At 69.1% G+C, this 13,145-nt stretch carries 14 protein-coding genes; 5 read left to right on the forward strand and 9 right to left on the reverse strand.

What is annotated here, in order from left to right; all coding sequences use genetic code 11:
* Positions 1-276 precede the first annotated feature (276 nt).
* Positions 277-678 carry a hypothetical protein gene (locus IPG50_38945; protein MBK6698122.1) on the forward strand — a complete coding sequence of 134 codons (402 nt, stop codon included), beginning with the start codon at positions 277-279 and terminating at the stop codon, positions 676-678.
* Here IPG50_38945 and IPG50_38950 read toward each other — a convergent pair.
* Entirely contained in the window at positions 647-1,900 is a 1,254-nt protein-coding gene (locus tag IPG50_38950) for a radical SAM protein (protein MBK6698123.1), read from the reverse strand. The two genes, IPG50_38945 and IPG50_38950, sit on opposite strands and share 32 nt — an antisense overlap.
* A 68-nt stretch (positions 1,901-1,968) precedes the next feature.
* On the opposite strand from IPG50_38950, the gene IPG50_38955 reads away from it, so the two are divergent.
* A complete protein-coding gene (locus IPG50_38955; protein ID MBK6698124.1) occupies positions 1,969-2,112 on the forward strand; it encodes a hypothetical protein in 144 nt (47 codons plus the stop codon).
* 90 nt (positions 2,113-2,202) lie between these two features.
* On the opposite strand, the gene IPG50_38960 is transcribed toward IPG50_38955, so the two are convergent.
* The 7 genes from IPG50_38960 to IPG50_38990 all read right to left on the reverse strand — a co-directional run bounded on the left by IPG50_38960 (position 2,203) and on the right by IPG50_38990 (position 7,534).
* Positions 2,203-2,916 (reverse strand): hypothetical protein, encoded by a 714-nt coding sequence (locus IPG50_38960; GenBank protein MBK6698125.1) that lies wholly within the window; start codon positions 2,914-2,916, stop codon positions 2,203-2,205.
* A gap of 134 nt (positions 2,917-3,050) precedes the next feature.
* Complete coding sequence (locus tag IPG50_38965) at positions 3,051-3,815, reverse strand: prolipoprotein diacylglyceryl transferase (GenBank protein MBK6698126.1); 765 nt, start codon at positions 3,813-3,815, stop codon at positions 3,051-3,053.
* The gene (locus IPG50_38970) at positions 3,788-4,177 is read right to left on the reverse strand and encodes a hypothetical protein (protein MBK6698127.1); all 390 of its coding nucleotides are present in this window, start codon (positions 4,175-4,177) and stop codon (positions 3,788-3,790) included. The genes IPG50_38965 and IPG50_38970 overlap by 28 nt, the downstream gene beginning before the upstream one ends.
* Positions 4,178-4,191: 14 nt before the next feature.
* Positions 4,192-5,172 carry a hypothetical protein gene (locus IPG50_38975; protein MBK6698128.1) on the reverse strand — a complete coding sequence of 327 codons (981 nt, stop codon included), beginning with the start codon at positions 5,170-5,172 and terminating at the stop codon, positions 4,192-4,194.
* A 48-nt stretch (positions 5,173-5,220) separates the two neighbouring features.
* On the reverse strand, positions 5,221-6,009 hold the full coding sequence (locus IPG50_38980) for a sterol desaturase family protein (GenBank protein MBK6698129.1): 789 nt from the start codon (positions 6,007-6,009) through the stop codon (positions 5,221-5,223).
* Positions 6,010-6,050: 41 nt separating this feature from the next.
* Positions 6,051-6,659: a hypothetical protein gene (locus tag IPG50_38985; GenBank protein ID MBK6698130.1), complete on the reverse strand. Its 609-nt coding sequence runs from the start codon at positions 6,657-6,659 to the stop codon at positions 6,051-6,053.
* 95 nt (positions 6,660-6,754) lie between these two features.
* Positions 6,755-7,534 (reverse strand): SUMF1/EgtB/PvdO family nonheme iron enzyme, encoded by a 780-nt coding sequence (locus tag IPG50_38990; protein MBK6698131.1) that lies wholly within the window; start codon positions 7,532-7,534, stop codon positions 6,755-6,757.
* A 169-nt stretch (positions 7,535-7,703) separates the two neighbouring features.
* Between IPG50_38990 and IPG50_38995 the strand changes: the two genes are divergently transcribed.
* Positions 7,704-8,903: a pyridoxal phosphate-dependent aminotransferase gene (locus IPG50_38995; protein MBK6698132.1), complete on the forward strand. Its 1,200-nt coding sequence runs from the start codon at positions 7,704-7,706 to the stop codon at positions 8,901-8,903.
* Here the strand turns inward: IPG50_38995 and IPG50_39000 are convergent.
* Positions 8,890-11,046 carry a hypothetical protein gene (locus tag IPG50_39000; protein MBK6698133.1) on the reverse strand — a complete coding sequence of 719 codons (2,157 nt, stop codon included), beginning with the start codon at positions 11,044-11,046 and terminating at the stop codon, positions 8,890-8,892. The genes IPG50_38995 and IPG50_39000 overlap by 14 nt on opposite strands.
* Before the next feature lie 282 nt (positions 11,047-11,328).
* On the opposite strand from IPG50_39000, the gene IPG50_39005 reads away from it, so the two are divergent.
* Together IPG50_39005 and IPG50_39010 are read left to right on the forward strand one after the other, a co-directional pair.
* The gene (locus tag IPG50_39005; GenBank protein ID MBK6698134.1) at positions 11,329-12,765 is read left to right on the forward strand and encodes a serine/threonine protein kinase; all 1,437 of its coding nucleotides are present in this window, start codon (positions 11,329-11,331) and stop codon (positions 12,763-12,765) included.
* Positions 12,762-13,130, forward strand: coding sequence for a hypothetical protein (locus IPG50_39010; protein ID MBK6698135.1), 369 nt, complete (start codon positions 12,762-12,764; stop codon positions 13,128-13,130). Before IPG50_39005 ends, IPG50_39010 begins: the two co-directional genes overlap by 4 nt.
* The last annotated feature ends 15 nt before the right edge of the window (positions 13,131-13,145 follow it).

Consider the following 13,145-nt stretch of genomic DNA (forward strand, 5'->3'; position numbering starts at 1 on the left):
ACGCCAACCAGGGGCTCTTTATAGCCCGCTTTTTGCTGCACCTCACGGGGCACTTCCGCGTTTTTTGCCGGCGCCGCACCCTTCGGGCTGCGACCCGCCTTGGCGCGTAGGCGCCTCGCGATACGCGACACGAGGCGGCGCGCGAGGTCCAAGAGCGCGCGCCTTCGCCTTCCCATGACGGACAACGACTACAAGGCGCGGCGCCCGGCGGCAACGCGAGAGGCGCCTTGAGGCCCGGCCGGCGGCGGCGTAAGCCAGGCCCGTGAGCGACCCCTCGTGAGCGCGACCCCCGCAAGCGACCGCCTGCCCGTCGGCGTGCTCCTCGTGCACGTGCTCGCGGCGCTCTTTTGGGCCTTCATCGGCCTCGTCGGCGGAGAGATGTCGCTCGTCATCACGGGCGTTTTCGGCTTCGGCGCCCTCCTCGTCTTTGCGGGCCTCGTGCTCTTCGCGCGGGGCCATGGTCGCGCACGGCAGGTCCTCGTGCTCGGCGACGCGGTGCCCCTCGTCGCGGGCGCGCTCGTGGCCGCGTACCTCGTGGTCGACGCGCTCCGGCATGGGACCTTCGGGGGCCTCTTCGCCGACAGCGGGGCGGCCCTCGCCCTCTACGGCCCGGCGGCCGTTGTGCCGCTCTTGCTCGCGCTCTCGCTCAAGCGAGCGCCTCGCGGAGGGGCACGGTAAAGGGGTCCGTCTGGCGGAGGAGCGCGTTGTATTCGCAGAACGAGCGGAGGTTGCCCTTCGTATCGAGCATGTGGTGGCAGCAGCTCTCGACGCGGTCTTGATCGTAGTTGTGGCGATCCATGAACGGCTTGATGGCGATGGTGAACACATCGGTCGAGCGGACGAGCTTCTCACCGATAGCCACAGCGGCACGCTGCACGATGTTGGGCGCTGAGTCGCGAAGCGCGCCCCGCAGCTCGTCGGTGGAGAGGAGCGTGCGGTATGCCACCGTATCCATGGCGCGCGCCAGGTCGACGTGGCGCGCGATGTTGGCGACGAGGCCGAAGCGGCGCGCGAACAGCGTGATGAAGCCGCACGCAGGGTGACTGCAGGGAATGGGAACGAAGTCGGTCTCCTTCGTGCGCGCGGCGCCGCTCTTCGCGATGGCCTTGACGATGTCTGAGAGGGTGAGCCGGTCCATCGGGCTCGCGTCGAGTTCGTAGCGCCCCGAGTACGCCGCCGGCTGCATCGCCACGACCTTCACGTGCTCGTGCTTGAGGGCCAAGGCGACGACGTCACCGACCTCGTCAAGGTTGACGCCGCGGGCCAACGTCATGGTGAGCTGCGTGTGGATCCCCAACTCGCCGAGGCGCGCCAGCACAAGGAGGCGCGCGCGACCGGGCGTCGCCCCACGCAGCGACGCGTCGGCGGCGTCCGATAGCGCGTCGAACTGCAGGAGGACCATGAGCTTGTCCTTGTGCCGCGCGAGCCTCTCGAGCAGGTCGCCGCGTCGGAGCAAGAGCCCGTTGGTCGGCAGGTAGACCTTCTTGATGCGCGGGTGCGTGACGGCGAACGTGAAGAGCTCCCAGAACTCAGGGTGGAGGAGCGCCTCGCCGCCCGTGAGCTGCACGGAGTCGAGGCCGCCCTTTTGCTCGACGAGCGCCGAGAGGTACGTCTTGAACGCCTCGAGCGGCAGCTTCTTGTCGCCCTTGGCGTCGCTGTAACAGACGGGACAGGCGAGGTTGCACGCGTCGGTCACCTCGATGAGAACAGTGCACGTCTTGTTGGCGGACTGGTCCGCGCCGGGCCCCAACGCCTGCCCCGCGGGCTCGCACGCGCCGCCCTCGCAGCAGCTGCTGGAAGTGGCAGCGCCGGCGCTCGACGACGATCGCGTCGACCACTCGGGGATCTCGAAGATGCGCTCCTTGGCGTACACGCGACCGTTGCGATCCTTGTTCGACAAGAAAATAGAAGCGGGCGTCGTTTTCAACGACCGCCGTCGCCCGGCCATGACGCGGGCAGGCCTTCGCCATGAGGACGCGGCCGCCTTGCTCGTATACGAAGGCCGGCACGTACGTGAGGCAGTCGCCGCACAGGCTCACGGTGGTCTTGAGCGGCATGTGCAGCTCGGTCACCGCAAAGTGCGACGCAGCGGCCACGGCCCCCAAGGCCTGAGCCTCCGCCCGCGCAAGACCGAGCGACGACACCTCGGGCGGCGCTCCGCCGAGGAGTGAGACGCGGCGTTTCGCCGGCGGCGCACTTGAATCAATCGAGGAGGTCATGCGCCGACTCCATCATGGCTGCCGCGGCGCGAAAGAGCGTGCGGTCGCGAAGGGTGCCCCTCCGCTTGAACGTGCTGAGAAACGAGCGTACTTGCCGAGACGAGAACGCCAAATGCGCCCGCCGCTCGGCAGCCCGATGCATGGCCAGCGTGGCGAGGGCGCGAGGGCGTGGAAGAAGATCAAAGACCGCCTCGCGTGTGTAGCGCGCGTGCCGCTCCTCGTCGCCGTGCACCGCCTGGACCGCCGCGGCGACGGCGGAGGCGCCTATGCGATGGCACGCGTCCAAGTGAAACTCGAGGGACCGCGCGATACGCTTTTCGAGGTGGTGCGCGTGGGCGAGAAAATGCGCGACCTTCGTGACGCGCACGTCGGGCGCGTCCTCTTGAGTGACGGCGAAGGCCGCCGAGGTCTCGTGGCGAATGACGACGTTGAAGACGTCGCGCCCCGAAAACTCGACGCGAGGAACACCTAGGCGAGCGATGGCCCGGTCGTAGATGCGCACGTGGCGCCCCTCGTCGGCGGCGTGGCGCTCCATCGCGACGCGAAGCTCGTCGGTCGGGGCCGCCCACGACGGAAAATAGTCGTCCACGGTCTGCGGATGAAATTCGCCGGCGCGGTAGAGGCTCAAGACCCAGGCGTGCGTCTCGGGATGCGCCACGAGCGTGTCGTGCCAGAGGAGCTTCGGTCCGCGCAGCATGGGCTCCGTGCGGGCTCAGTGCCGACTGCAGGTGAAGAGAATGAGTCCGAAACCAGCCACGACGATGAAGCCCACAACCGCCAAGAGGCCGAGCAAGATGACGAACCACGGTGGCAGTGACTTCTTAGGGGCGTTCATTCGGTATGGATCGCTGGGGCTCGCCGTGCGGCGCGAGAGTACCACGCAAAGGAGTAGGCACCGGCCATCACCAAGGCGAGCGAAAGCCACTGGTAGCCAGAGGCGCCGGCGATGGACTTGGGGGTTACGCGCCACGCCTCGACGACGACGCGAAAGGCTCCGTACGCCATCATGTACGTGGCGAAGACCCGGCCTCGCAGCGCGCCGCGGCGGACGACGCCCGCGAGAACGCCGAAGGCCGCCACCTGAAACGCGAGCTCGATGAGCTGCGCCGGGAAGCGCGCGACGCCATCGGAGTAGACGACCGCGAGCGGGCCCGGGGCCACGGGCACGCCGGCGCAGCAGCCCGCGAGAACGCAACCGACGCGACCGATGGCAATCGAGAGCGGCAACTTGGCGGCGAAGTGGTCGTTTGGGAGTTCGCGATAGGCGAGCACACGCTTGCCAAGCTCCGCCGAAAGAAAGCCGCCGAGGAGTCCGCCCGTGATCGAACGCCCCGAGAACAGCACTTCGGACCAGCCCACGTGATGGAGGGGCCAGCCGAGATCGCCAGCCAGGAAGGCGAGCTTCGCGCCGATGATGGCGCCGAGGAGCGTCAGCGCTTGGAGCACGACGTAGTGCCGCCGCGCTGCCGTCGCCACGTGCCGGTGCGTCGGCACGAGGACCGCGAGCACCAACGCGACGGTCGCCGTGACGGGGTACCCCCACTGGTAGTGGCGCTCGTCGATGGAAATCAGGACGCGCTCCAAGACGGAGGCCACGACGTCAAGAGGGGCGGAAGGTGGTTCAGCGCCAGCGCGACGGCGACGAACGCGAAGAGGAACATGTGCGCCTTCGCATGAAGATCCGTCTCGGCAGGCGGAAGGTCTCGATGAAAGAAGAACTCATCGATGACGCCGAAGACGGCGATGGAGACGAGCCCCAAGAGCTCTTGCGCGAGGTTCGCGCGAAAGGCGCCGACGATGAAGAGCACCTGCGACGCGCCCAGCGTGAGGTGCACGAGGTTCTCGGCGGCGCCGGGCTTGCGGGGGCCGAAGTGATAAATGGCGTCGCGCGCCGCGTAGACGATGAAGGGCGCGAGGACGCCGGCAAGGGCCAACCACACGAGGATGCGCGACAGCACGAGGGGGGGCTAAGTCAGCGAACGTAGACTTGCATGTCGACGCTGGGAGCCGGGATCGAAATAAATTCCCACTTCGCGCCGCCGATGCCCACGTGGAGGCCGGTGAAGTTGTTGCACGCCCAGTAGATCTGCGGGTACGTGGTCGTGTTGACGTTGGGGCAGACTCCCCCGATCAAGAAACTCAGGTGTGCCGCGTTTGCAAACGGCCCGGTCCAATCGGACGCGAAGCCGCCGTCGCCGTTGGCGTTCATCAGCGCGAGCGTGCGGAGGTTGCCAATGGCCCGCGACGGTCCACCGTCGCCAGGCGCGATGCTTGTGATGAAGCCGGCGTCGGCGCCGCCATCAATCTCAGCGCCAGCGGCAAAGGGCGTTCGGACGTGCGCGAGCGTCGCTCCGAGGGCCAAGGCCTGCGCATGGGGGCCCTTTAGGGCGCCGAGTCGGCCGGGCGCAGGCTCTCGCAGATAGAACGCCGCGTCGGCCGCGGCGTCGCTCCCCGCGTCACCCGGATCGAGGATGAAGTGGTCGGCGATGTTCGAAAAGATGAGCGTCCAGCCGCCACCGCTATAGGCCATGTCGCAATAGAGGTTGAGCGGCTCGAGGGGGCCGACGCCATCGGGGTCGATCAAGTAGCTGCCGCTCGTCGCCTGCGGCACTGCGAGCAAGGCCGCCTTGCAGCTCGCGTACGTGATGGGCGTCGCCGCGTCCGGCGTTGCGTCGGGCGTCGCCGCGTCATTGGCCGCATCGCCAAACGCCGCGTCACCGCCGCCCTCGCTCGCCGCGTCAGGGACGGTCGCATCGGGGACCGTTGCATCGGTCCCGGTCGCAGCGTCGGACTTCGCGGCATCCGCGGAGGTCGTCGCGTCGCCGCTGGAAGCCGCGTCGAAGAGCGTCCCTGCGTCGGCGCCGCCGCCCTCGTTGTCCGTGTCGTCGCCGCACGCCGCGAACACCGCACAAGCCGTAACCACCGAGAGCGCTGCGATTCGCGTCGACTTCATCGGCGGAGGCTTGCACGAATCCCGATGAGCCGAAAGTCGAAGGCCCCGTCACGACGAGGTCTTGAACGGGCGGACCAGCCAGTGCCCCACGCGGTCCACCTCGCGATCGGCCCCTGGTCCGCTGAGGCCCGTCGCGAGCGCTGGGGCGTCGTCGAACGTCCCGAAGAGCACGTCGAAGAGCGAGAGCACGCCCGCGAAGTTCGCGAGGCGCTGCTCTCTCGCGTGGTGACGCCGATGGTTCAGAGGCGAAACGAAGACGAAGCGAAGCGGCCCGAAGGTCCAGGGAAGGCGCGCGTGAAGGAGGAGCGTATGCAGAAAGAAGGCGGGCCCGAGCGCGGCGAAGACTCCGATGGGGAAGCCCACGAAGAGCACGGCCACGCCGACGAGCACCGCGTCGAGCATCTCATCGAGCGGGTGCAGACGAGCCGCCGAGAGCGCGACCAAGTCGCGCGGCGCGTGATGCACCGCGTGGGCGCGCCAGAAGGGACCGCGGTGGCGGAGCCGATGGCTCAGGTACCCGACGAAGTCGGCGAAGACGACGGCAAGGACGAACGACAGAGCCCAAGGCATCCGGCCGAAGGGCATCGCGCGTTCGATGCGCGCGAGGAAGCCCGGCCCGTCGGTGCCGAAGCCGAAGGCCACGCCGATGAGCCCCACGACGCCGAAGGTGAAGAGCCTGGCGAGCGTCCCCGTGAAGAGCGGCGTGATGAGCCAAAACGCGAGGTCGACGCGGAGCGCGCTCTTCGGCCGCGCCGGCGCCCCCGCGCGACGCTCGAGCCACACGGCCAACGGGGCGAGCACCGCGAAGCCCACGAATGTGACGAGGAACCAAATCAAAGGGCGACGCGAACGGTCGCACGGTCACGCGGGAACGTCACTCAGATGCCGTAACACTGGACGACCGGCCCTCCGGCTGGCGCGTCGCAGGTCGTCGGCGTGCACGCGAGGTTCAGCAACTTGGCGGCGGACAGGGCGCAAGCGCAGCCGCCGCCGCAGGTCGTTTGAAGGTCGACGCATTCGTACGAGACACCGGAGCCGCCTTCGAGAGGCATCGGACCCGAGTGGCGCGCCACGCAAAACTCACCGCGCTTGCACGTGAACGAACCGCACGCGAACGAGGGTGCGCACTCGGTTTGCGGGAGCGGGAACGCTTCCATCCTCTGCCAAGTGCCCGATTGGCAAGACAGTATGTTGCAGAATTGGCACGGGTCGTTGCACGGCGATGGCGTGCACATCTGGCCCTCGCTGCCGCACGCTTGGCCCTCCTTTGCCGTTGCACATGACGCCGCCGCGTCCGCCTTGGCCGAAGCGTCCGCGCCCTTCGCGACATCGGTGGACTTCGCGAGGCTGGCGCCGGCGGCGCCGTCAGCAGCCCCGCCGTCCGCGGTCGACGTGTTTGGCAAGGTGCCGTCGCTCACGGCGCCGCAGGCCACCGGTACGACCAACGAAAGCAAAGCCACAAGGGCGGGGCCGAGTCGTGCGTTCATGCGCCGCCGCGAGGCACCTCGCGTGCCAGAGGCTCCGCACACTAGTTTGCCAGCGATGGACGGCGCGCTCGGTGCCACCGTGTGCCAAGGGGCTGCTAACGACTGGCCAACGTCGCGTTGCTGTCGCGGCAGCAACGCACGCCCGTCTCTGTGCCTCCATAGCTGTCGCCGTGGCCGGCCTGCTGCGCTCGGCAGGTGTGCTTGCCGGGTATCCACCAAGAGCCCTTCATGACCTCGCGCGTGCCGCGCGGCAGCCCCTCGAGCGTCACCCACTCGTCCACGTTGCCCGCCATGTCGAAGACCCCGAAGGCGCTCGTGCATCGCGGCTTGGAGCCCACAGCCACGCGATGGTCGACGAGCCGCCCCACGCGTCCGAGGCCCGCGGCGATGTCGACGTTGCACGCGGACGAGTCACGTTCGAAGCCGTAGGCGTAAGGCCGCATCTCTTCGCCTTCGCACGCGAACTGCCATTCGGACGCAGTGCACAGGCGCGCGCCTTGGGCGCGGCAGATGCGCGTCGCCTCGGTCCACGACGCGCGATTGACCGGCACGAGCGTCCCCGGATCGTGCTCTTCCGTGCGCGCGATGCAAAAGTCGAGTGAGCGCCGCGGCGCCTTGCAGGTCGCCGGCCGAGCGTAACGCGCGCAGCGGAAGTGCTCGTAGCGGTCGCCCGGCGGGTCGAGCCACGCGAGGCACTTGTGCTCGACGGTCGGGCAGTAGTCGCCGTGAACGTGGACCATCTCGCCACACGGCGAAGTTGCGACCGAAGTGCCAAGCCGCGCGGCTGCGCCCGACCCCGCGTCGATGGACGACGCGGAAGCTGGCTCGAGCGTCGTCGACGTCGCCAGCACGAGCGCCGCGCGCGGCACCGGCACGGGGCGCGTCTCCTCGGCGCGCCCGCGGCAACCGCAAGTCACGACGCACGCTAGAAGGACCAACCGCTTCCTCATCAATGCCCTCGCCCCGCGGCAGGCCCCGCTCGGCGGCCTCGTATAGCGCGACCATCCGTGCTGGCAAACCCTCAGGGCCGAGCCTCAAGCACGCCTGGAAAGATCGCCCTATAGTGCGGCCGTGAACAGTCACCCCTTCGACGCCATCACCCTCGCCGAGCTTCGGCAACGCCAGAGCGCCAAATGGCGCGTCTACGGCGACGACGTCTTGCCCGCGTGGGTCGCCGAGATGGACTACCCGCTCGCCGAACCGATCACGCGCGCGCTGCACGACGCCATCTCCAAGCACGACTGCGGCTACGCGTACCCCGGCGATCTCGGCGCGGGCTACGCGGCATGGGCCAAGGGCGCCTACGGTTGGGTCGTCGACGGCGCGGACGTGAAGGTCGTGCCCGATGTGATGACTGGCGTCTCGGAGCTCTTGCGCGTGGCCACCGCGCCCGGCGACGCCATCGTGATCGATCCGCCCGTCTACTCGCCCTTCGCCTCGACGGTCCGCGAGCTCGGTCGCACGCTCGTTCAAGTGCCGCTCGCCACCGACAACGGCCGCCCGTGCCTCGACCTCGAAGGCCTTGGTCGAGCGTTCGCCGCCGGCGCTCGCATGCACCTCCTCTGCTCACCCCAAAACCCGACGGGCATCGTTCATCACCGCGCGTCGCTCGAGGCCCTCGCGAAGCTCGCCGATCAGCATGGCGTCCTCGTCGTCTCCGACGAGATCCACGCGCCGCTCACGCTCAGCGGCGCGGCACACGTGCCCTTCGCCACGGTGTCGGAGGCCGCCGCGCGGCGCGGCATCACGCTGGCGAGCGCGTCGAAGGCGTGGAACTTGGCGGGCCTGAAGGCGGCGCTCGTGATCGCGACGTCGCCGGAGGCGCGAGACGTCGTGGCGCGACTGCCGCCCGAGCTCCCCTACCACGCAGGGCACTTGGGGGTGCTCGCCGCCAAGGCCGCCTTCCGCGACGGCGCCGATTGGCTCGCGAGCGCGCGCGCGATCTTGGAGCGCAACCGGGCGCTCCTCGGCGAGCTCCTCGCGAAAGAGCTCCCGGAGGTCGCTTACCGCCCGCCGGAGGCCGGCTACCTCACGTGGCTCGATTGCCGCGCGCTCAAGCTGACGCGCGACCCGTCGCGCGTCTTTCTTGAACGAGGCAAGGTCGCGCTCTCGCCCGGCCCAACGTTTGGCCCCGGCGGCCAAGGCTTCGCGCGCCTCAACATCGCGACGTCGCGCGCGCTCCTTGAAGAGGCCGTCTCTCGCATGGCGCGCGCCGTCTCCGAAGAGAGGCTCACGCCTTCTTGAGCCGTACGAGCTCCGCGGCGACGAGCTCTCGCAACGTCGCCTCTGCGCGCTCGGCCGCCGCCACCTTCGTGCGTATGACCTTCAGGCGATCCTCGACCTCGAGGATGCGCGCCGCGAAGGGCTCCTTGTCGTCACCGCGGCCCGCGGCCATGTGTTCGCGCAGGCGCTTCATGTCGTCCAGGGCGGTCTTCTGCTCGGCTGCGATGCGGTCCTTCTCCACGCGCCACGCCTCTGCTCGGCCGAGCAACATGGCGACCTGCCCCAGGCTCCGCTTCTGCGGCTCGGCGAGCTTGGGCGACGCCGCGACGCGCGCCACGAGCTCGCGCGTCAACGTCGCGAGCGGATGAGCCCGGCGCAGCCCTTCTTCAACGCGAAGGGTCTTGCTGAGCGTCGTCTTCGGTGCCACGTCGAAGCGAGCGAGCGGCGTCTTCGCCTGCGTGTCAAAGTCGAGGGCATCGGCGCCGACGACGCGCGCGTTGTCGACCACGGGAAGCGTGAAGTAGACCTCGCGCGCCGTGCCGGAGCGGTTGTCGAGGTCACACGTGAGGATTCGCCGCTTCACGAAGTGCTCGGTCAGCGCGGCGCCGTCGGAGCTCACCGCACGAACCTCTTCGCTTTCGACGGTATCGGCCACGTCCAGCGACACGTCGAGGTCGACACCGAAGCCGAGGACGCGCACGTCGCCGGGTTTGAGGCGCTCGAGGAGCGTCTCGCCCGCGAAGCCCCCGTCGGCGAAGAACGCCAACGTCCCTGGCGGCATGGTCTGGTTCGTGTCGTTCTGAAGGCGGGCCGCGCTCCGCCCCGTCTCGCCGGCGTGGGCGAACCAGGTCACGCGTTTGGCCGCGAACGACGCCTGCGAGAGGAACGGCACGAGGGCCGAGCCGTGAGGTCGTAGATCGATGGCGTCCGGCAGCGAGTAGCGGAAGAGAGCCTCCGAGGCGGCGCCCGTCGCGCCGGCGACCCCCGCGAGGCTGCCGACGCTCAGCTCCGTGCTCGGCGCATCGCTGGCGCCGTTGGTGCCCTTCGTGACACCGCTGCCCGAACCGCGACCGATGGTCCCAATCGTGCCGAGGCCGATGCCCTCCCCTCGCCCGCCGCCGCCTTCACCGACGCCCCTGAGTCCGAGACCGCCGCTTTCGCCGCGCCACTGGCGATCGGGGCTACCATCGGCCAAGAGCTGCGGAACGGTAGACAGCGCGTTCTCCGGCGTGACGAGATCGCGACGAGCGTAACGCGGCGCCGCGAGCGGATAGAGAAACGCATCGGGCCGGCCGTTGACCAACTCGACGCGCACGCCGCGCCAGGCTTCGTCGCTGTCGTTGTGGATGAGGGCCCAGCCTTGGAGCGCGGCCTTCGCCCCCTGAAAGACGACGCGGTACGTGGAGCGCCACACGGGAGTCTCCGTGACGTAGCCGAGCGTCACCTGGCTCCCCGGTGTCCCCAAGACGCGAACGCCCCGCGAGAGCTGATCGCTCCCCGGAACCACGGCGGACAGCGCGGTGCGCAGCCGATCCGAGAGCCCCGCGTCGCGGGGCTTCACGCCCTGGACCTCGGTGCTTCGAATCCGCTTGAGCGAGCCCTCCGACGTGAGCATGACCAGCGAGGCGCTCTTTGCGAGGGCGCGGCAGTGACCGCTCACGCCCTCACCGGCCTTGACGCTCACCTGTTGTGGAATGGGCTCCACGCACTCGCCGCGCTCGTCAGCCGACGCGTCGAGCACGTCAACGAGGCGCCCGCGAATCGTGTCGCCGCGCGTCTGCACCGCGACGTCGGCGCCCTTCATGCTCCGAAGCACGCGCACCCAGTCGAGCGGCGCCTCCGAGACGCCTTCGAGGCCCGCGAGCGCTCGTCCGAGCTCGGGGCCCACGGTGCTGTCGAACTCGACGGCCGCGAGGCGCGCTTTGCCGTCGCTCGACAGCACGACGAGGCTCTTGAGCGCGTCGTCGAGCTGCGACGTGGGGAGCGGCAAGGTCAGCGTGGAAGCGCCGTCGAGCTGTCCTTTGCGCTCAAAGTATCCGACGCCCACCTCGTAGAAGCGCACCGTCCGCAAGGGCAGGCGCGCCGGGCCCTCGGCGTGCGCAAGGGCAGGCGCGAAAGTCAAAGCGAAGGCGAACGTCACCGTGGCGGCGCGAGTGCGCGTCATCGTTTCCTCCAAGAGGAGCGAATCGGGCCGGTTGCGGCGCACGAGCTCCGGCCTTGCTGACATCGCGTCGCGTGCGGAGTTTCCCAATTCGCGGGCCATGCCCGAAATGCCCTCGCGAAGGCGCATGTGGGATGCCTGGCCAGCTTGCCCCCGAGCCAGCCTCGGACCGGATTTTTCCAGGCGATCCAAGGCGCGGGCCGTAACCCCGCAGGATTCCCCTCCCTCGCGAGGGCACACCCGTTGCTTCGAGGGAGGCATGCGCGTCGCCCCCCTCGCAGCCCCGTGGAACAGGGACCGATCTCCGGAGCGACCTCCGCTCGCGGGACAGCGTTCGCCTTCGAATCCGGCGAGCACACGCGGGCCAAGCCCCACAGCGACGTGCCCGACCCCAGCTTCGACGAGCTGCCCGAAAGCGATCGCTACGACTTCTCCGCCGTCCTCGGCGAAGGCGGAATGGGCGAGGTTCGCCTCTGCGTGGACCGGCGCGTCCGCCGGCCCGTTGCCATGAAGCTGATCCGTCCCGAGCGCGCCGCGCTCAAGCAGGACCGCGCTCAGTTCGTGCGTGAGGTGCTCGCGCAGGCCCAGCTCGAGCACCCGGCCATCGTCCCCGTCTACGACATGGGGACCGACGAGACGGGCTCGCTCTACTTCACGATGCGCCGCGTGCAGGGCCTCACCCTCGAGCAAATCATCAAGGGCCTCCGGAACGACGGCGACGCCGCGCCGCCAGACCACAGCCAACATCGCCTGCTCGTCGCCTTCGAGAGCGTGTGCCTCGCGGTCCACTACGCACACATGCGCGCGGTTTTTCACTGCGACATCAAGCCAGCCAACATCATGCTCGGCTCGTTCGGTGAGGTCTACGTCCTCGACTGGGGTATCGCTGCGCACGCCGACCCGGATCGCGACGTCAGCTCGAACTCGGGCGGCGGGACGCCTGGGTACATGGCACCGGAGCAAATTCGCCAACAGCCCATCGACGCTAGGACCGACGTCTACGGTCTCGGCGCGACGCTCTTCGAATTGCTCACGCACCGCCCCCTCCACCGCGGCACGCGGGCCCAACTGCTCGAGCGAACCCTCGTGGGCAAGCCCGTGCGACCGTCGGCCGCGGCGCCCGACCTCGACATCGCGCCGGAGCTCGACGCCATCTGCATGAAGGCGACGGCGTGCGATCCGAGCGAGCGATACGCCACCGTGAAGGAGCTTCACGACGCGCTCGACGCGTACATGGCAGGGGACCGCGATCTGGCGCTCCGGCGGGCGATGTCCGAGAAGCACGCGACCATCGCCCAGGCGTTCCGCGAACGCGCCCAGAAGGGCGGCGAGGGTGCCATTGAGGCCCGCAGCCAGGCGCTCTCGTCGGTCGGTCGCGCCTTGGCCTTCGATCCGGAGAACGCGGCGGCGCTTCGCACCCTCGTCTCGCTCATGACGGAGGGCCCCAAGGAGATGCCAAGGACGCGCGCGCCGAGATGCACGGCGCCGAGCGCAGCTTTCAACGGACGCGCGCCGTCGCGGGCGCGCTGGGGTTCTTCGCGTGGGTTTTGCTCCTGCCGGTCTTCTACCTCGCGGGCATCGGCACGCTCGAGGCGCTCTTGGCCAACGCGTTCACGTGGAGCGCCGCCGGCAGCGTCCTCGTGGCCGTCGCCATCAAGCCGCGGCCCGACGGCTATTCGCACGTCGTCGAGCCGATCTTGGGCGCGTTGGCCGTCAGCATGACGACGCTGGTCTTCCACTCACTCGCGCTCACGGCCACCTTCGCGACGGTGCTCGCGATGGGCTTCACGCTCGCCATGCGCAGGAACCGCCGCTTCGTTCCCTTCGTCGCGACGTCGCTGTCGGTCCTCGCGCCGTGGCTCCTCGCCACGTTCCACATCATTCGCCCCGAGATCGTCTTCGGCGCCTCCAAGATCGGCGCCGGCCTCCACCTTCAGCTCTTGAGCGCGCTCGTTTGCATCTTCGTCGCCGCCTTCTTCGGCATGCGGCTCCGCGAGAAGCTGAACGAGGTCCAGGAGAAGACCTACACGAGCGCGTGGCAGCTCCGTCAGCTTCTGCCGAAGCGCGCCACCGACACGGTTCGCTGACGATTTTGCGCAGCC

The organism is Myxococcales bacterium (assembly GCA_016703425.1).
Lineage (GTDB): Bacteria > Myxococcota_A > Polyangia > Polyangiales > Polyangiaceae > JADJCA01.

Excerpts from the sequence above, each read along its gene's own strand:
- IPG50_38985 (MBK6698130.1), bottom strand. The coding sequence starts at position 6,659 with ATGAACGCACGACTCGGCCCCGCCCTTGTGGCTTTGCTTTCGTTGGTC.
- IPG50_38975 (MBK6698128.1), bottom strand. The coding sequence starts at position 5,172 with ATGAAGTCGACGCGAATCGCAGCGCTCTCGGTGGTTACGGCTTGTGCG.
- IPG50_39010 (MBK6698135.1), top strand. The coding sequence starts at position 12,762 with ATGACGACGCTGGTCTTCCACTCACTCGCGCTCACGGCCACCTTCGCG.
- IPG50_38955 (MBK6698124.1), top strand. The coding sequence starts at position 1,969 with ATGAGGACGCGGCCGCCTTGCTCGTATACGAAGGCCGGCACGTACGTG.
- IPG50_38960 (MBK6698125.1), bottom strand. The coding sequence starts at position 2,916 with ATGCTGCGCGGACCGAAGCTCCTCTGGCACGACACGCTCGTGGCGCAT.
- IPG50_39000 (MBK6698133.1), bottom strand. The coding sequence starts at position 11,046 with ATGACGCGCACTCGCGCCGCCACGGTGACGTTCGCCTTCGCTTTGACT.